Below are 19,089 nucleotides of genomic sequence, written 5' to 3'. Positions count from 1 at the left end.
ATAATCCCTCAGATACATTTTGTCAACTTGCGTTGAGTTATTATTATTCAAATGAATAGTCAAACTTACTTTTATCGGACATATGCATCGATCCCATCATCCGTATCTGTTACAGTGGATTCATCACTTACTATTTCTACAAAAATACGGTTAGGAACACAAACAATACTCTCATTTGGCCGTGAAATGAAACCCATAGCCATGGATATCTTCTTTGGACAGTCGGCATATACCATTTGAATTCCGTTGTCGAACACCTTCAATATGTTGTGACCGAACTCTGTTTTGATCTCGATATTGTGCTCCTCTCCTGCAAGAGAAACCTTCTCGTAAAATTTCCCATTTACGGTAATCACCGCATTTAAGCTAGAGGGATCATACACCTGAGTTTTCTCGTTATAATATCTTAGTCCTATCCATATTGAGCCGACCAAAATAATAATAATGATCAACAAAATATCGCCACGCTTCAGTTTGATCATAAATCTCCTTCTGTTGTAATTTTACTTTATATTCGTAATTATTACGATTAATAAATCTTATACTATGAACTTTTGTTGAGTTTGTCAATCCATAACTGTGTGATTCATCCATACGCTTCATCTCTTATGATCAATATCGCTTACAGTAAAGCCCCCTCGATCTATACTTAATAGAAATATATGGATAATAAAAGGGGATATAATAATGAGCACTTTGATATTATATGCAGGGAAATATGGCAGTACCGAAAAGTGCGTGGATACATTAAAGAAAAGCCTAACTGGACCCATTGAAACCATCAATCTTAATCGGGATAGTCCACCCAACCTTTCTCCATATAACAAGGTCATTATTGGCGGCTCGATCTACTTCGGCCAATTTCAAAAAGCGAGCAAACAATTTTGTGTAGATAACTTGGACTTACTTAAACAGAAAAAGATCGGGTTATTTATCTGCTGTGGAAATCCCGAGAATATCAATCAGTACATGGTGGAGGCCTTTCCAGCAGAGTTGCTGGAACATGCAGTAATCAAAGATTGTTTTGGCGGGGAACTAGAGAGGAATAAAATGAAGTTCTTCGATAAATTAATTACTGGAATGATCCTTAAATCAGCGCAAAAAAGTGGTAAACCATCACCCGAGATTCTATGGGATTCGGTCACCCGTTTTTCAGAGAAGATGAATCTCGCATAATTTATAACGCTGTTAAGTTCATCAATCCAAGTGTTACAGTACTTATATTATCTTGTTCATATCAAAAGGACTCCCTCAATGAATCGGGGGAGTCCTTTCGTTGTGGAACCGTATAGTCAATTATTGACGTTCGATCGTAATCCAACCATCTGAATCACTATGCACTTGCGCACCTAGCGACTCAGCGATAAAGCGTAAAGGAATATAAGTTGTTCCATCCTTATGGATAAATGCCGGTTGAGCTAACGTAACGGTATTGTCACCTACTTTAGCCTCCTTCGAACCCACGGTGATCGTAATATTCACACCTGTGATATCGTCAATAATGACGATTTGGTTCGAACCTTTCACCCATTTGACCTCCGCATCCAATTGCTCCGACAAATATCGAAGAGGTACGAACGAAGTATTGTTCTTAGTAATTACGCCGTAATAATCACTTTGTGTATCGATCACGAAGTATTTTTGCGTTACATTTAATTCATTCTTCAACAACTTATAAACCTCTGAGCTTGGTTCAAAGTTCCGTAGAATCTGGCCTGGTGTTATCTCTCCATCTGTTACATCTAGCACTCCAGCTGAAGTATCGATCTTATCAAGCACTACATTTCCATTAATATTCCATGATTCACTTTCACTGTGAATTTTAATAGCTTGGATTGGTAGTTCTTCGGACTGAGGAATGGCAATTTGAAGATCCATCACTTGTTTGCGAATATTCTGAGCACTATCAAAGTACAAGTCAACCTTTAACAAAGTATCTTTGCCCAATACAGTCGCAAGCTCAGGTGTTTCATCAAGCAAAGCGGCCACTTGCGTATCATAGTTAGCCAACAGCTCTGTAAGGCCTTGTTGCACAACTCCAAAGATAGCTGCTACTTCAACTTCTTTGGAATTCAGCAGGGAAAATTCTCCCTCTACTTCAAACTCACTTTCATACAGTGAACTAGTAACGTCGTAAATTACACCGATAATTTCCTTTAAGCCTTGTTCGTCTTTTGACAAATTAGTCAGAAATGGCTTAATCAGACCAAGCAGCTCATCTCCGCTAAGTTCCACATGTAGATTAGTTAGGTTCACCGATTCCCCATTAATTTTCTCCTGCGATTGTTTCACTGCGATCTTAGAAGGGTTCGGGATATGCTTCATAACCAAGCCCATTGCTTGGATCGTAAGTTCTTGTACTTTCTCATTGTATTGCGTCATGTCAGGAATACCGAGATCCGATGTATCCGTAGATATGTAGATTGGCTTCTTAGCGCCTTCCACTTGGACAACAAGACCCGTCTCATCCATCGAGAACTGAATAGGGAGCTTCTTACCTTGGTAACCCACAGATCCTTTGATGGATACAGCACTAGTATCTTTCACTTTAGCGCTATCAATATTTATGGATAATGAATTAATAAGTTCGATGACTTTCTTCTGTTCCATGGTCAAGTTACCTGTGCCTGGAACAACTTCTAGCGATAGGGTCTGCTTTGATTCACTCGATTTCTGCGATAGATTTCCTATCAAAGCCTTGTTGATATCAAGTCCTCCAATTGACGTACATCCCGTAAGCATGACCAGGAGTAGGATTATTGGAATCGAAATCCTTTTTAATCTTTTTTTCACGTTAAAATTTCCCCTTTCGTTACATTACTAATTCCCATTATCTTCATTTGTACTCCTTTTGTAAATAGTGAGTTAAATCACGTCTGTGTTTTGTCTAGATCATTAGATTGATAACAAGTAGCCACTACTCGTAATTTTTTTCTGTTAAAATAAGAATATCAACCTATCATTCCGTTTCAGAAGGGAGCATACATCATGAAACCAACTGTTTATATCGCAAGAAAAGTTCCTACAGAAGTAGAAGATTATATCGGGAAACACTGCAACTATAGTAAGTGGGACCAACCGGGCCCGATTCCTCGTGAAGTTCTGCTTGAGAATTTGAGTAACGCTGAAGGATTGTTGATCTCAGGTGGTAAAATCAATCAGGAGTTACTGGACCACGCCCCTCGTCTACGTGCAGTCAGTACGATTAGTGTTGGTTACAACAATTTTGATCTAGAAGCGATGAAAGCCCGGGGGATTCTGGGCACGAATACTCCTCAAGTCCTGAATGACACAGTTGCAGATTTAATATTTGCACTTATCTTGTCCACCGCTCGCCGCATTCCTGAAATGGATCGGTACGTTAGAGAAGGTAATTGGAAGCGTGGGGATGATGAGAACTTATTTGGAATTGACGTCCATCACAAGACACTGGGTATCATCGGAATGGGTGGAATTGGCGAGGCCGTAGCACACAGAGGAAAATGGGGATTCGGGATGAACATTCTGTATCATAACCGTACTCGGAAACCTGAAGTCGAGGCTACTCTAGAGGCAGAGTATTGCTCGCTACAGGACTTACTACGAAAAAGTGACTTCATCGTGCTGATGACTCCCCTAACTCCAGAAACCCACCATTTAATTGGTGCAGAGGAACTGGCATTAATGAAGCCAACTTCCGTATTTATCAACGCATCTCGTGGGGCAACGGTTGATGAAGAAGCATTAATCAAGGCGCTGCAAACAAATAAAATTTATGGGGCTGGTCTGGATGTATTTGAACGAGAACCCCTTGCTCATGACAACCCGTTGCTGTCTCTGCCAAATGTTATAACCCTACCGCATATTGGTTCCTCCACGGAACAAACTCGGTTTGAAATGGCGATGCTAGCCGCACAGAGCCTGGTCAGTGCACTACAAGGTGAAACTCCTGCGAACTTGGTGAAGGAATTACGTTCCTAGAGTCCATATAACATATAAAATCACTGCTCATTTTAAACAAAAAGTGAACCCGGGATCCTATATAGGTATTCCGGGTTCACTATTATGCTTATTATTTTCACTCATCTTCCTCTAATAAAGGACTGAATTCCATTTCGCCTAAACGACCAGCCTCGGCATCAGCCAGCAATCTCCTTAACCACTTCAGTTCCGTCATAGCATGCTCATATTGCCCTGCCATTAAATGTAATACACTCCTCGGAACTGTACCCTGATGCTCACTATATACTTGATAATATAAATTCACTTGATGTTCGACTTCCTTCACCCGATCTCTTAAAAGTGAAGCAATTTTCACCTGATCTCCTTTGCTGGCAAATGCCAAAGCAATATACATTGGATGATACAAAGGTTCAATATCCTTAAATTTATCAAGTAACAGCTTCTGAAAATATTCTTTCCCCTTGTCCGTGATTTGATATATTGTCTTATCCGGCCGGCTATTACTACTTATAGTTTCCATTGCTACGATATGCTCTTGCTTAGCTAACTGATCCACTGCATAATACAACGAACCGATGCGAAACTTTCCCTTATGATCCAAGAAACGATCTTTCATGCGAATCCGAATCTCATAGGGATGCATATCCTCTTCAAGCAGTAAACCTAATATCGATAATCGAATGGACAAGGCTTCATATCTCCCTTTATAGATGTTTAGATCAATTATGTTGCTTTACAAGCTCACTCGCTTTAGGAGTCATCCGATCCTTAGGCATCACAAGCACAACGACAACAGCCAAAATTGCTGGAATCAGAGCCCACATAAACATATGTGATATTGAATAAGAGAGCGAGTCCGTAATCTTATTCAGAATCTCTGCTGGAATTTTTGCTCTAGTCTCCGGAGTTAATGCCTCGCGAGTATCACCAAAGGACTGTCCAGCTAGTCCCATACCCTTGAAAGCTTCTTCCATCCGATCTGACATCAGATTCCGCTGCAAGATACCAAAGATCGTTATTCCAAGCGTCATACCTAACGAGCGGAGAAAAGAGTTAGTCGACGTAGCCGCACCGCGCTGCCGTATATCAAAATGATGGATTGCAGCCATACTAAGCACCGAGAATGAGAATCCTACACCAAAGCCCGTTAATATACTATACAAAGTCAATAAAATGCGGGATGAATCACCCGTAAGAGTACTTAATGAAAACACACCCGCTACAAAGAAAACGACGGAAATCATCATAATTCCACGATAGGACATTTTGGAAGCAAGTAACCCACCCATCATACTTCCAACAACAGAACCAATCATCATTGGCATTAGAATCAATCCCGAATTGGTCGCTGAGCCACCATATACCCCTTGCACATAAATCGGAATATATACCGTCGCTACTATAAAGACGCTACCATAGAACAGTGCTAATGCATTACTAGCCGCATACAGCCGTTGCTTAAACATTCCGAAGGAGATGATCGGCTCCTTCGCTTGTCTCTCTATCAGTACAAAAGCAATGAATAATGCAGCAAATCCACCGAGCAAACCAAGAATAACCCCCGAATCCCAGGCGAACTTCTCACCGCCCAACTCCAGAGCGAACATGAGACAAACAACTGCTCCAACCAGTGTGAACGCTCCACCCCAATCAATTTGCTGCTTGGCATGAGTCAACGATTCACGATAGAAGAAAATAATAAAGAACAAGGCAATCAAGCCAATCGGTACGTTAATGTAAAATACCCAATGCCAACTAAATGTGTCTGTAATAAATGCACCAAGCAGTGGACCAAAAATGCTAGATGTACCAAATACGGCACCGAGCAATCCCGTCATTTTCCCACGTTTCTCTATAGGAAAAATATCATAAATAATCGTGAAGGCAATTGGCATTAGTGCACCTCCACCAATCCCTTGAATCGCCCGAAATATACTAAGCTGTAGTATACTTCCGGCAAATCCGCACAACACAGAACCTACAAGAAACGTAATGATTCCAAAAATAAAAAACCGCTTCCGTCCGTACATATCGGATAACTTACCGAAGATTGGCGTTCCTGCCATTACAGCCACCATATATGCAGAAGTTACCCATACAAATTGCTCCATTCCACCCAGCTCAGAAACGATGGTTCCCATTGCTGTCGTTACGATCGTATTATCCATTGCTGACATCAGTATGGCCAGCATAAGTCCAATCAATATAAATTTTGTATGATCTTTTTCTTTTGCAATCATCAAGATATTCTCTCTCCTTTTACCCTATTCAAATTTGAATAATACTTTATTTTATTTAAATTTTCAAGAAAAAAACTAAAACCTGCCTTCAATAAAAGGGAGTGAAACTTTCGGTATCCTTTTAATTATCCTATAATGAAGCAATAGTAACTAACTAGAGAGGACGGATTAACATATGAATACAAGATGGAGCGGACTAGAACAGAAAATGAAAGAGGTTGGCATTCAAACATTACTCATTACAGATCCGAAACATGTATATTATTTAACCGGATTTCTGAGCAATCCTCATGAACGGTTTCTCGCTGCTGTACTACAACTTGGTAGTGAGCCTCTGCTTATCGTACCTGCACTAGATGAAGAGGCCGCACGTGCTGCTTCAGATGTACAAGATATTATTACTCACCAAGATACGGACAATCCTTACTTAATTCTGAAGAATCATATGAATGGTTCGCTAGGAACTATCGGATTAGAGAAAGAACATGTATCGATCTCCCGCTATGAGCAGTTGAAGGACGCACTATCTTTTGACAGTTATGTAGTTGATATAGGACCTTGGCTTCGTGACCTTCGTGTCTGTAAATCACCCGAGGAAATTAATAAAATTCGGCATGCTGTCCATCTCATCGAACAAGTACTAGAAGAAGCGCTCCTAAGTGTCAAAGAAGGCATATCGGAGAATGAACTAGTTGCTGAAGTAGAATATCAAATTCGCAAACTTGGAGCAGATGGTCCGTCCTTTGATTCCATGGTGTTATCCGGCGAGAAAACAGCCCTCCCCCATGGTGTGCCTGGTACCCGGCAACTCTCCCGTGGAGATTTGCTCATGTTTGATATAGGGGTGTATGCATCTGGATACGCATCAGATATCACACGAACTTTTGCTTTTGGAGAACTCTCTGAGGAGAAGAGAACCATTTATGAAACGGTACTCGCTGCTAATGAAGCAGCTATCGCTGCTATCAAGCCCGGTGTAACCTACGGTTCTATCGACAAAGCCGCTAGGGATGTTATCGATGAAGCTGGCTACGGTGAATACTTCATACATCGCCTAGGCCACGGGCTTGGTATTGATGTGCACGAGTTCCCTTCGATTCATGGAAATAACGAATACTTACTAACAGAAGGAAATGTATTTACTGTTGAACCCGGAATATACGTGCCAGGCGTGGGTGGTGTACGTATTGAAGACGATGTACTTGTTACTCATGACGGTGTAGACGTACTGACATCATTCCCAAAAAAACTTACTTATTTGTAATATGTAACCCAATAAAAAACCTTCAAGTTCGTATGACTACGAATTTGAAGGTTTTTTATTATTGGCTGAGCCCCATTAATAATTAAATGATATATTTTACGGAGTAGTAACTTCCTTATCATCTTCATGCTGAAAGTTTCGTGCAATGTACAAGAAAGGAGTTCCCGCTGCCGTTAGTATAAATTTAATAACGTAGGTCGTGAATAGAATTTCTAGCCAAACCCTTAAGCTGTATTCACCAGCAAATGCGATCGTACAAAATATAAGCGTGTCCACAAACGAACTGGCCATCGTACTACCATTGTTTCTGATCCACAATTGATGTGGTTTGGGATAGAAACGACGGATCCACGAATACAGTCTAACATCGAGAAACTGGCTGATAAAATAAGCAGTTAAACTCCCGAGTGCCAAGCGTGGCATTAATCCAAATATCGTCTCCATTGACGATTGTGCGATATCACTCTCTTGAGGCTTGAACTGAAGTGCCATCTGCATAAGAATCGTCGTCATAATCAGCGTGAAAAAGCCGAACCAAACCGCTTTCTTCGCCTCTTGTCGTCCGTATTTCTCATTCAACAAATCACTAGTCAAGTACAAGCTGACGTACATCGTATTTCCAAGCGTCATTACGATTCCAAACATCTCAATCGTTTTGACCACCTGAATGTTAGCGATGATTGTTGCTACACCAATCCAGGCGTACAGTCCTTTTTTACCGAAAAATTTGTAGCAGATCAAAAAGAACGTAAAGTTCACAAGCATGAATAGGATACCCCATCCAATATTAAACATAGCAAATTCCTCCTAGTTTTGATTACGCGGGATGGTTACGAACCGCGGCTATTATAACAGCAAAACTTACAATACCACATTCCCGATTCGGATTCCACACAAGTTTATTTTGTAAATCCATGAAACTTATAACATTTGCAATGTAAATATCATATGCAAAACAATCTTTTTCATATAATATAGTTCTATTAAACCATTGGTAAATATATCTACAATCCAACTATGATATTCACAAACAAACAGAGAGATTATTCTAGGGAGAACGGAGAGGATTCTATGTTCAGAATTAAGCATTCTGTGAGTCGCAAATTAATGCGAACTTTTGCGGTAGTTATCGTACTTTCTTCAATTTTGTTTAGCGTCAGCTTTTATTATGTTTCCATGGGTATTATCAACAAAAACGTTCTTCCACAGTTTGATAAAGTATTATTAACCAGCACAAAAGATATATACAAAGGTTTGGATAAAACCCAGACCCTACAATTACTAAGTGGCAAAGAGGATTCACGCTTTATCGTAGAATCATACCTCTCCAAAAATGTAAACGAGTTCCAGTTACATACAGCTTATCTTATTGATTACCATGATAATCAAGCCGTTATATTGGCAACCAATGACAAATCTAATATGAAACCTACCGATGCACTAACGATTCAAGACGCCATGATAAAAGCAACAAAAGGTACAAGTACAGTCAGCATCAGTGAACTTTACTCTGATCAATTCGGATCCCACAAAACTGCATACATCTCAATTCCTGGAAGCTCGATTATACTGGCTGTTGGCATGGACGCCACCTTTATAGAACAAAAGCGTGCTGAAATTTTTTGGATTTGCACTGGCATTACAGCAATTATCATTGTATTTGGTATGGCTTTGGCTTATGTAGACAGTCGACGCATCACAAAACCGCTAACAAAGTTAGCTTCTATTACGGATCAAATGTCTCAAGGTGATTTCCGTCAGACCATTGAGATAAAAGGACATGACGAAGTTGCTCAACTTGCCGGAAGCTTCAACACCATGACCGTGCAACTCAAGGACATGATCTCCACAGTTCTTGACACCTCACACTCTGTGGTTAACGGAGCCGACGAAATGTTCCATTCTGTCCAAACCTTTGAGGATTTAATTGAACGGTCCAATGCCGCAACTAATCAGGTTGAACGCGGAAGCGTTACAATCGCTTCAGCAACAGCTGAAAATGCACGTGCAATGGAAGAAATATCAGATGGAATTCAGCATATCGCTACCTCTTCTGCCATAGTCACCGAGAGAATAGGACAAGCTTCCGAGCAAGCCAATATGGGTAATGAATTAGCCCAAACGGCGATCGATCAGATGAACCTAGTTGAAGGCGCAGCTGGGAAATCTCTACAGCACATATCCATTTTAAATGAACGTTCTGAATCTATTGCTCAAGTTGTTGCTACCATTAGTGAAATTACTAAACAGACTAACATTCTTGCTCTAAATGCTTCTATTGAAGCCGCCCGCGCAGGCGCGCAAGGAAAGGGTTTCGCCGTAGTGGCTGAAGAAGTACGCAAGCTAGCCGAGGAATCACGAGCCGCTACCGATGAAATAAGTGAATATCTAATCAGCATTCAAGAAGAATCCCAAAATTCCGTCTCCGCTATGCAGCACGTAAGTGACGAGATTCAATCCGGGACAGATATCGTAAGAAAAGCAGGACTCGCCTTCGAAGAATTAACAGAGTTAATTCAGAATATAAATTTAACCATCCACACGGTTTCATCAGCAACACAAGAGGTTTCTGCAGGAACGGAAGAAGTAACTGCTTCCGTTGAGGAAGCAGCCACCATAACCGCAAAATCGCTGCAAAATATGAAGGAAATCGCGGAGTATTCAAATCAGCAAATTACAGAGATAGCAGCCCACGCTTCAACCGTCACCACCTTACAAGCAAAGGCTGCTTCGTTGAGTGCGTCGGTGAACAAGTTTAAGATTTAGGTAACCGATGGGTGAAAACCGTAACTTCGAAAGAAATTTGGAATTTCGATCGCTGTTATCCTCAGATTTCTTGAATTTATACCGCTTAGCGGATAAAATCCGAGGATAAAGGCGAACGCTGCCGCTTCTACATCTCCAAATTTCCTCTACGTTACTCCTGCACCCATCTGTTAAGTGAGTGAGTAGTAAATAAGAACCTGAACTCCAACAAATTAAGCGTGGTAAACATAAAGAAGGCATATATCATATACAACATATTAACGCCTTCCATAGCAAATTAAAGAAGTGGATGAATAGGTTTAATGGCGTTGCAACAAAATATCTTGCTAATTATATGTATTGGTTTAAATGGCTTGAAATCTTTAATACCGAGAAAGATACTATAAAGAGCAAAAATTTATTGGTTCAATCCCATACCTCTCATACTGACACAAAATTAAAGGATTTTAGGATTAGAGAAGCAATCTATGTATAATGCGTGTAAAATATATAAAATTATACCTCTACATGTTATATAATAAAGTAAATAGAGAATTGTAGATTTTTGTGGCACAATGGTAAGAAATGTGAAGCGAAGAAAGTTTATATAATATACATGATGAGGAGGATTTTTATGAAGAACCCATATGAAATATGCCCCACTTTTGAAACAGAAAGTTTTATTTTAAGACTCGTTTCAGAAGAAGATTCCGAAGGTCTACTTAAATGTTATTCTGATAGTAAGGCACAAAAAATTTTTAACTCTGATAGGTGTACAGGTGATTTTTGTATTTACACAATTGAGGATATGTTACAATGTACTAAAGCTTGGCTTTGTGCATATTCTCAACAAGAATTTATACGCTTTGCAATTATAGATAAATCACTATCTAAAGCTATTGGAACAGTAGAAATGTTTGGTTATGCTGGTAAATATAAAATTAAAACGGGAATACTCCGAGTTGATGTTTCTTCTGAATACGAAAATGCAGATTACTTAAACGAAATATTTAGTGTTTGTAACGAGAACTTTTTTGATTTGTTTGAGGTTGATATGATTGCAACTAAGGCAATACCTCAAGCTGTTGAAAGGCGGAATACATTATTAAAAATTGACTTCTGTGAAGGCAATGCATATGAAGGAGAGCACTATTTTTTGCGTTCAAAATAAACATAATCTACAGTAAACTTAATACATAATATTCTTAAAATGTGCATTAAGGGAACTTTTAACAAGTTCCCTTAAAAAATTGCATATTATCAACACTGTTCTTAAACATAGCCATTAATAAAAAGACGTACCTCCTTGAATTCCACAGGGAGGTGCGTCTTTTGGTGATAGATCAGACTCCATAGGATCTATTATCAAATGAGTGGTGGAGTAACGAAGAGGAATTGGGAACTAAATAAGCGTATAAATTCAATAAATCTGAGGATAACAGCGATCGGAAGCCCAAACTTTTCTTGTAGTTATGACATTTCACTCATCTGTGTGTTTACTTCCGAACCAGATGAGCTATTTCGTATATCCGTTCCATATCCAAATGCTCACGGACATGTTCAGCCAGACGATCAAACGCCGCTTCCTTGCGCAAGGCGGCCGAGAATGTCTCGCCAAGGGGTTCTAGTCCCTTGCTCATCCGTACGCCGTCGAGCCAAGCTCGGCGCCACTCATCACTGTTGAACAAATCATGAAGATAAGTACCAAAAACCCTTCCGTCAGAGCGTGCCGCTCCCTCAAGTAAATCTTCTCCGCTCGCCCGCTTAATATTAAATAAGTGAGCGACTTCTGCGCCAGGGTCACAAACAGTGTTCCCCGAATGAATCTCGAACCCTTCAACAGGAACTCTTTTGCCCGGTGGATACAACGTAACCGGTTGATTACCTTCCGTAACTCCGTGGACGCGAACTGTCGTTTTCCCCGAAGTAAAGATTGTAGATACCGGAAGCCAGCCAAGCCCCTCGGCCTCCTTGGGACGTCCAGACTCGATCCCTTCTGGATCATGCAACCGAGTACCTAACATTTGATATCCTCCGCAGATGCCCACTAGTTGTATCTGAGAAGATGATTCCATAACCTGTTGGATGGCAACATCTATGCCTCTGTTCCGCAAGAAGTCTAAATCTCCAATCGTGACTTTTGTCCCCGGCAAAATGATAATGTCTGGCGTACCAAGATCAGCTGCCTTGTCTACATAACGTACTGAGACATCCAACTCGGCGGCAAGAGCATCAAAATCGGTGAAATTAGAAATACGAGGATAACGAATAATGACAATGTCCAGATCTCGACCTGTTTGCACTCTCGAATGATGAGAATCAAGGACGACGGAATCCTCGGCCTCTATCTCCAAATCTGACATAAATGGCAGTACGCCAAGCACAGGAATACCCGTCTTCTGCTCCAACCAATCAAGGCCAGGCTGCAGGAGCGAGAGATCCCCTCTAAATTTATTTATTATGAAGCCTTTGACCCGCACTTTTTCCTCGGGATCCAATAATTCAAGCGTGCCGACAAGAAATGCAAACACTCCACCACGATCAATATCAGCAACGAGAATCACGGGTGCATCAGCCCAACCGGCCAAATTCATGTTCACGATATCTCGATGCTTCAGATTAATCTCTGCCGGGCTACCCGCACCTTCCATAACTATAATGTCATTATTTGCACGCAATCTATTCAGTGCATCCATCACTAAAGGTTTGGCCTGGGGCAAGAAATTCTCACGATAACTTACTGCACTGAGATGTTGGAACGGTTTGCCGTGAACTACAATCTGGGAATGCATATCCCCCGTCGGTTTGATCAGAACTGGGTTCATGTCTGTCGTCGCCGGAATACCACAAGCCTCGGCTTGAATGCCCTGGGCACGTCCGATCTCCAGTCCATCTGGGGTTACATAGGAGTTTAAGGCCATATTCTGCGATTTAAATGGTGCCGTTCGTAAGCCATCTTGTTTGAAAATACGGCAAAGCGCAGTTACGATTACACTTTTACCAACATCCGATGCCGTCCCTTGAACCATCAGGACAGCCCCCGCCTGTTTTGAATCGTTACCACTATACTTCCATATCGTTTTCTCTATATCCATTATGTTGTTATGCCTCCATCAGCGAATTATCAGAACGGCCAACAGGAGTAGTACAACCTCTAGACCTTCATTCAACGCACCATAAGTATCACCGGTCAAGCCGCCCAGTTTAGAGCTCATTACTCTGGCCGATAAAGTCCCTACCCCATAAGTCACAAGCGGAAGCAGAACGAAATACAGAACCAATCTCATCCAAGGAACCTCGTTCCAAGCAGTGAAGGAGGCAAGAAACAAGCCCGATGCCGACAATGTTATTGCGAGTATCGTGGACAGAATGATATCCCTCAAGCTCAAGCCGTGAAAACGTCCTGCCAGCCCTTCTCCTTCTCTCGCTATCGGCCATGAACGCATCGCCCAGCCCATGAACCATCGGCTCCATATCGGCGCGACCAATAGCGCCATGAAAGCTGGGAGAGCACCCAGTTCCAATAACGAGGCGATTAGCGACACTTTAAATAAAAGCAGTAAGACGCATGCTAATACACCCATCGCACCAACACGACTATCTTTCATGATCTCAAGCATTTTCTCGCGAGAACGATAACTTAGCAGGGCATCAGCAGAATCCATCCATCCGTCCAAATGTAATCCACCTGTCATCCAGACCCAGAGGATCAACGTAATTACTGCGGCCGGTAACGAGGGTAATGCCCAAGCAGACAGTGTTCCACCTGCCCACACCACTAAACCAATCACCGCTCCAACTAGCGGATAATATTTGACGCTTCGCCGCAACAGCGCTGGGGTGAAATCTAGTTCGATTTTGATTGGAATCCGTGACAAAAATTGAAAAGCGGCCAGAATTGGCCGGCTCTTATCACTCATAGAAGGTACTCCTTACTTTTCAATTCGATAGGGATTCCCACAGTAACAAGAAATACCTGCTGTGAAATACGGGCTAATCGCTGATTCAATACACCCGCTAAATCACGGTACAGGCGGCCCAGCGGATATTCCGGCACAATTCCGTCGCCTACTTCATTCGTCACCATAACTATCGTGCCAGGATAAGCCTTAATCGCAGCTTCCAGTTGTTCCATTTGTTCCATTACAGTAACTCCTGCTTCAGGTCCATCACCCGCTGTGAGCAGGACATTTGATAACCAAAGTGTTAAGCAGTCGACAAGAACAAGCGGAGCTTCACCAGTGACATTTCCACCTAACAGAATAGGATGAGAAGTCAACAATTCAGCTAGCCGAATAGGCTCTTCCAAAGTTGTCCAGTGAAAATCCGTTCCTTTTCTTTGCTCCTTATGCAGTGCAATCCGCTGCTCCATTTCTGTATCGAAGGCCTGAGCTGTAGCGATATATATAGCAGACTTCGCCTGCTTCATACACCAGCGTTCTGCGAACGAGCTTTTACCACTCCGCGCTCCACCCGTAACCATGACAATCATAGTTGGTTTGTCCCAGACTCTGCACTCTCTCCACCAGTAGATATGCCGGCACTCTCAAACGTAGCCATCTCAGCCATGATTCGGCAAGCAGCATCAATAAGATGAAGCGCCAGAACGCCTCCTGTTCCTTCTCCTAAGCGCATATCTAGTTGCAACATAGGGTCCAAACCAAGTTCTTTTAACAAATGAGCATGCCCTTGCTCATGAGAAGTATGAGAGGCAATCATGTAAACCGCAGACTCCGGTGAGAATCGCTGAGCCAATAATGCAGCAGCACTAGAAATAAAGCCGTCGATAACAACCGGACACTGGTGTGCCGCAGCAGCTAAGATTACACCGGTTAATCCGGCAATTTCAAGTCCACCTACTTTGGATAGAACATCGATTGGATCCAGCGAATTTGGAGTGTTACATTCCAGAGCGCGTTCTACGACTAACGCTTTATGTCGAAGAACTTCATCACTGATTCCGGTACCTCGTCCAACACTTTCTAATGGAGAAACACCAATTAAGGCACTCAAAACAGCGGCACTAGCCGTCGTGTTCCCTATGCCCATTTCCCCCGTTACGAAGAGCCGAACTCCTCGGTCATATGCCTCATTAACAATATTTGCACCGATTAACAATGCCGCTTCCGCCTCTTCACGACTCATCGCAGGACCTTTGGCCATATTGGCAGTCCCCATGCGAACCTTACGACTAATAAGATCTGGATGATTCATTTCAGCGTTAACGCCAATATCAACACACAGTACTTCTGCTCCAGCTTGCCGTGAGAGTACATTCACCGCCGCTCCACCAGCGAGAAAGTTCAAGACCATTTGAGGGGTTACTTCAGCTGGAAACGCACTAATTCCTTCTTCACAAACCCCATGATCAGCGGCCATCACAATTACCGAGCGGTGTGGAAATGAAGGTCGCTCGACCCCTGTGATTCCAGCTAGTTTAATAGCTAAAGTCTCAAGTTTCCCTAGACTCCCTGGTGGTTTCGTCAAAGAGTCCAAATGCGCAGCGGCGGCAGTGGCAGCATTGATGTCCAATGGTTTAATGTCACCTAGAATATGTGGAATTGAAATAAATTGACTCATAAATTAACCCCTCTCATTAATTGATAACCTTTTCTCCGTTTTCAACAGCAATTGCGGAGCTCCAACGTCAGGATGGGATACGATATGTGTTTTCACTTCAAACACTGCTTCCATCGTTTCGGAAGACAGGATTTCATCTGGAGTTCCTTCAGCAGCAATCTTCCCCTCTTGTAGCACAAGCAACCGATCACAAAATAGCGAGGCCAAATTCAGATCATGCATAACCGCAACCACCGTTAGACCTTCCTCTCTTTGCCAACTTGAGACAAGCTCCATAAAATGCATCTGATAGCGGATATCCAAATAAGTCGTCGGTTCATCCAGAAGAACGATTTCCGGCTGTTGAGCCATTACTTTTCCAAGTGCGGCTCGTTGCCTTTGCCCACCACTTAACATACTTAGGGGACGATCTTCCAGTTCCTTCAGTTCCAACTTTTCCATTATTTCATGGAGAAGTTTCTCCGCATTCTCGTCGCTCTCTTTACCACGCCAATCTTGAAACGGAAACCTCCCCATTTCGATTACCTCGCGTACCAGGAACGGTACAGGTGGTAACCCATCCTGTTGGAGTACAGCTAATTTGCGTGATAATTCCTTGCGCCGATAGGAAGCGAGTGGCTTGCCATCAAGCACTATTTCTCCTTGATCCGGTTTCTCCACGCCAGATATGAGATTCAAAAGCGTCGTCTTACCACTACCATTAGGTCCGATAATCCCCCAGAATTGACCTGGTTTGACCCTCCAACTCACATCGTTCAACACCGGAAGTCGCCCATAAGATTTAACTATGTCCTTTACATGGATCATGTCCATGTCCAAAGCACTTTGCATACTCATGACATTTCCGCCTCCCTTTGCTTCTTCTTCCGGTACAATAAATAAGCAAAGAAAGGAGCTCCAACAAACGCAGTAACTATACCTAAAGGAATCTCCGTCGGAGCCAATAATGAACGTGCCGCCAGATCACTCCACATCATAAATATACCACCACCAAGCGCAGAGAGTGGAATAATAAGTCGATAATCCGGTCCGGCGATAAGTCTTAACATATGAGGGACTACGAGTCCAACGAATCCGATAACACCGGACACCGAGACTGCCGCAGCTGTTAATAGCGTAGCCACAAGCAATACCCAGAGCTTGGTCCGCTCTACATGAAGTCCAGAATGGGCTGCATGCCGCTCGCCTAGTGCAAGTAAGTTTAGTGACCTGGCTTGGCTCCACAAGAATAGCGCCCCAAGTACTAAATACGGGAAAAGGATGGTCGTATATGACCATCCGCGAAGACTCAGGCTCCCCATCGTCCAATATAAAATTTCATTCACGGTCTTATTCGACATAGCCGTGAGAAAAGATACGATCGCTCCAAGGAACGACTGCATCACTACACCTGATAAAATAAGTCCTTCAATTGGAATCTTTCCGTTCTCGCGCGCCAACCACATTACGACCCATAACGTTACCATTCCTGTTAGAAAGGCAACAACAGGTAGAGAAAACACGCCGATCAAAGAGAACTGCCATCCGAAGAAAATGAGCGTTGCCGCCCCCACAGCGGAACCCGATGATACCCCAAGGGTAAACGGGTCTGCCAACGGATTGCGTAGTACTCCCTGAAAGGCAGCTCCCGCTATAGCAAGTGCCGCTCCAACCAGGAGACCCAAAAGAACACGAGGTAGTCGAACCTGCATGATGATTTGTTCCGAAGCTACATCCCAATCCTTAGTCACGAGTTGACCTATCCAGGGTAATCGATGCAACAAAATTCGAAGTATCTCTCCTAATGGCAAGGATACGGAACCAAATCCAATACAGATAAGTAACGTGACGCCGAGTAGGATCAGGCCAATCGCCCCATATCCCGCCAGCTTTTTACTCATTTATTCATCAATTCCGGATAAATCGCTGTTGCCATCTCAATCAATCCTTGAGTTACACGAGGACCCGGGCGGCTTAATAAATTATCATTAAGGCCAACAACGTGATCTTCTTTAATTGCTTTAATTTGATCCCATCCACTACGGCCTTTAATAATTTCGGCCAATGTCTTGTTATTCTCATCCACAACGCTGCTTGCATACAAAATGACGTCTGGATTTGCTTTAATAATATTCTCTTCATTAATTTCATTCCAACCTGTCAGATCAGAAGCTACATTCACGCCACCGGCTAGTGTAATCATTTCATCCATAAATTCACCTTTACCCACTGTCCAGCCTGGGGAGAATTCAATATAGACTTTACTCCGTTGCTCTGGTGTAAGTGATTTGACCGCCTCAACAACTTGATCACGTTCTTTTTCCATTTGGGAAACTACTTCTTCCCCTTTTGCCTGATGATCGGTAATTTGAGCTACTGCCCGAATATTAGCTATTACTCCATCTAGAGTTTTAGCATTAGATTGATATACTTTGATACCCAAATCGGTAAGGCTCTTCACTGTTGCTTCATCTACTAAATTGCCCGCCAATACCAAATCTGGTTGTGCCGCCACAACAGCTTCTACATTAACCTGCCATCCGCCCATTTTAGGCTTATCCTTAACAGCATCTGGATAATCATCATTATCAGATACCCCAACAACTTGTTCATCTAATCCGAGCGCAAACAATCCCTCAGTCTCAGACGGTGCAAGTGATACAATCTTCTGTGGTGCCGACTCAAAAGTAAATTCTGTACCTTTAGCATCTGTTACAGTTAAAGGGTACGTTGTTTTGAGTTCATCCTGTGTTGGTGCTGGAGTTGCTGTATTCTGCTCCTTTTGCACCTCATTTGTTGCGTTATTACTGTTCGCTGCGTTATTCGTACCACAACCTGCTGTTACAGCAAGCATTAATGCGAGCAACCAAACCGCCCAAATCTTTCTCATGTTCTTCATCTCTTTCTTCCTCCCCTTAATGGTTACTCTAATCTAGCATGAGCGAAGTTCCTTTGTTGATCACCTTATAAATCTTCGTACAAGAAAAAACCCAATCCGCTAGGAATTGGGTTACGTCTACAAGGTCATACCTATGACACCGCAAATACACGGGGCCCAGCATGAATCATCTTAGCAGAACGTTATCCTTTCCTCGAAGGACCGTCTATTACACCCGTGGGCAGGTCTCCTGACTTACCAGGTTGAATGACTAAGCTCGCCTTCCCATTATCCTTCATGGATAACAGTGGCAGAAAAGAGCTTCATCCCTGTTTTACAGTGGCGGGACCGTACCGGATTTGCACCGGCTTCCCTTTTAACCTAAAGTCTGCGATAACCGCTTTCTTCAGGACCTACGGGTATTCATTGGTTCGTGTGTCTATAAAGGCTTTCTTCTCTAT

General features: G+C 42.5%; 17 protein-coding genes, 1 pseudogene and 1 riboswitch. Of the genes and pseudogenes, 6 read left to right on the top strand and 12 right to left on the bottom strand.

Going from position 1 to position 19,089, the window contains the following annotated elements:
• Window positions 1-71: 71 nt before the first annotated feature.
• Window positions 72-482, bottom strand: a complete 411-nt coding sequence (locus tag NST85_RS08095; protein ID WP_341189047.1) for a NusG domain II-containing protein — start codon at window positions 480-482, stop codon at window positions 72-74.
• Window positions 483-687: 205 nt separating this feature from the next.
• On the opposite strand from NST85_RS08095, the gene NST85_RS08090 reads away from it, so the two are divergent.
• Complete coding sequence (locus NST85_RS08090; RefSeq protein ID WP_341189046.1) at window positions 688-1,176, top strand: flavodoxin domain-containing protein; 489 nt, start codon at window positions 688-690, stop codon at window positions 1,174-1,176.
• A 120-nt stretch (window positions 1,177-1,296) separates the two neighbouring features.
• Here the strand turns inward: NST85_RS08090 and NST85_RS08085 are convergent, their stop codons facing one another.
• The gene (locus NST85_RS08085) at window positions 1,297-2,793 is read right to left on the bottom strand and encodes a copper amine oxidase N-terminal domain-containing protein (protein ID WP_341189045.1); all 1,497 of its coding nucleotides are present in this window, start codon (window positions 2,791-2,793) and stop codon (window positions 1,297-1,299) included.
• Between the two features lie 195 nt (window positions 2,794-2,988).
• On the opposite strand from NST85_RS08085, the gene NST85_RS08080 reads away from it, so the two are divergent.
• Window positions 2,989-3,960, top strand: coding sequence for a 2-hydroxyacid dehydrogenase (locus NST85_RS08080; protein WP_127192485.1), 972 nt, complete (start codon window positions 2,989-2,991; stop codon window positions 3,958-3,960).
• Between the two features lie 97 nt (window positions 3,961-4,057).
• Here NST85_RS08080 and NST85_RS08075 read toward each other — a convergent pair whose 3' ends face one another.
• Both NST85_RS08075 and NST85_RS08070 read right to left on the bottom strand, forming a co-directional pair.
• A complete protein-coding gene (locus NST85_RS08075; protein ID WP_341189044.1) occupies window positions 4,058-4,630 on the bottom strand; it encodes a PadR family transcriptional regulator in 573 nt (190 codons plus the stop codon).
• A gap of 31 nt (window positions 4,631-4,661) precedes the next feature.
• Entirely contained in the window at window positions 4,662-6,179 is a 1,518-nt protein-coding gene (locus NST85_RS08070) for an MDR family MFS transporter (RefSeq protein WP_425464341.1), read from the bottom strand.
• A gap of 178 nt (window positions 6,180-6,357) precedes the next feature.
• Here NST85_RS08070 and NST85_RS08065 point away from each other — a divergent pair, with 178 nt between their 5' ends.
• A complete protein-coding gene (locus NST85_RS08065; protein ID WP_341189043.1) occupies window positions 6,358-7,446 on the top strand; it encodes a M24 family metallopeptidase in 1,089 nt (362 codons plus the stop codon).
• 96 nt (window positions 7,447-7,542) lie between these two features.
• Here NST85_RS08065 and NST85_RS08060 read toward each other — a convergent pair whose 3' ends face one another.
• The gene (locus NST85_RS08060; protein WP_127192488.1) at window positions 7,543-8,241 is read right to left on the bottom strand and encodes a queuosine precursor transporter; all 699 of its coding nucleotides are present in this window, start codon (window positions 8,239-8,241) and stop codon (window positions 7,543-7,545) included.
• A gap of 276 nt (window positions 8,242-8,517) precedes the next feature.
• Between NST85_RS08060 and NST85_RS08055 the strand changes: the two genes are divergently transcribed.
• The 3 genes and pseudogenes from NST85_RS08055 to NST85_RS08045 all read left to right on the top strand — a co-directional run bounded on the left by NST85_RS08055 (window position 8,518) and on the right by NST85_RS08045 (window position 11,362).
• Window positions 8,518-10,212 carry a methyl-accepting chemotaxis protein gene (locus tag NST85_RS08055; RefSeq protein ID WP_127192489.1) on the top strand — a complete coding sequence of 565 codons (1,695 nt, stop codon included), beginning with the start codon at window positions 8,518-8,520 and terminating at the stop codon, window positions 10,210-10,212.
• Window positions 10,213-10,411: 199 nt separating this feature from the next.
• Window positions 10,412-10,687 (top strand): annotated as a pseudogene (locus NST85_RS08050) (IS1595 family transposase); the annotation flags it as partial.
• 138 nt (window positions 10,688-10,825) lie between these two features.
• Window positions 10,826-11,362 carry a GNAT family N-acetyltransferase gene (locus NST85_RS08045; RefSeq protein WP_127192490.1) on the top strand — a complete coding sequence of 179 codons (537 nt, stop codon included), beginning with the start codon at window positions 10,826-10,828 and terminating at the stop codon, window positions 11,360-11,362.
• Window positions 11,363-11,687: 325 nt separating this feature from the next.
• Here the strand turns inward: NST85_RS08045 and NST85_RS08040 are convergent, their stop codons facing one another.
• Genes NST85_RS08040 through NST85_RS08010 form a run of 7 tightly spaced genes read right to left on the bottom strand, consistent with a single transcriptional unit; the run spans window position 11,688 to window position 18,649 of the window.
• Entirely contained in the window at window positions 11,688-13,286 is a 1,599-nt protein-coding gene (locus NST85_RS08040; protein ID WP_341189042.1) for a cobyric acid synthase, read from the bottom strand.
• An 18-nt stretch (window positions 13,287-13,304) separates the two neighbouring features.
• A complete protein-coding gene (cobS, locus tag NST85_RS08035; RefSeq protein WP_341189041.1) occupies window positions 13,305-14,111 on the bottom strand; it encodes an adenosylcobinamide-GDP ribazoletransferase in 807 nt (268 codons plus the stop codon).
• Window positions 14,108-14,683: a bifunctional adenosylcobinamide kinase/adenosylcobinamide-phosphate guanylyltransferase gene (gene cobU / locus NST85_RS08030; RefSeq protein ID WP_341189040.1), complete on the bottom strand. Its 576-nt coding sequence runs from the start codon at window positions 14,681-14,683 to the stop codon at window positions 14,108-14,110. Before cobU ends, cobS begins: the two co-directional genes overlap by 4 nt.
• Window positions 14,680-15,771: a nicotinate-nucleotide--dimethylbenzimidazole phosphoribosyltransferase gene (cobT, locus tag NST85_RS08025; protein ID WP_341189039.1), complete on the bottom strand. Its 1,092-nt coding sequence runs from the start codon at window positions 15,769-15,771 to the stop codon at window positions 14,680-14,682. The genes cobU and cobT overlap by 4 nt, the downstream gene beginning before the upstream one ends.
• 3 nt (window positions 15,772-15,774) lie before the next feature.
• Window positions 15,775-16,608 carry an ABC transporter ATP-binding protein gene (locus NST85_RS08020; protein WP_341189038.1) on the bottom strand — a complete coding sequence of 278 codons (834 nt, stop codon included), beginning with the start codon at window positions 16,606-16,608 and terminating at the stop codon, window positions 15,775-15,777.
• Complete coding sequence (locus tag NST85_RS08015; RefSeq protein WP_341189037.1) at window positions 16,605-17,651, bottom strand: FecCD family ABC transporter permease; 1,047 nt, start codon at window positions 17,649-17,651, stop codon at window positions 16,605-16,607. Before NST85_RS08015 ends, NST85_RS08020 begins: the two co-directional genes overlap by 4 nt.
• A complete protein-coding gene (locus NST85_RS08010; protein WP_341189036.1) occupies window positions 17,648-18,649 on the bottom strand; it encodes an ABC transporter substrate-binding protein in 1,002 nt (333 codons plus the stop codon). Before NST85_RS08010 ends, NST85_RS08015 begins: the two co-directional genes overlap by 4 nt.
• Window positions 18,650-18,851: 202 nt before the next feature.
• Window positions 18,852-19,060, bottom strand: a riboswitch (cobalamin riboswitch).
• Between the last annotated feature and the right edge of the window lie 29 nt (window positions 19,061-19,089).

The sequence above is a fragment of the Paenibacillus sp. FSL K6-2524 genome (assembly GCF_038005525.1).
In the GTDB taxonomy this organism is placed as follows: domain Bacteria; phylum Bacillota; class Bacilli; order Paenibacillales; family Paenibacillaceae; genus Fontibacillus; species Fontibacillus anaericanus.
Note: the sequence above shows the minus strand (reverse complement) of the source record. Positions and strands in the feature narration are given on the sequence as shown.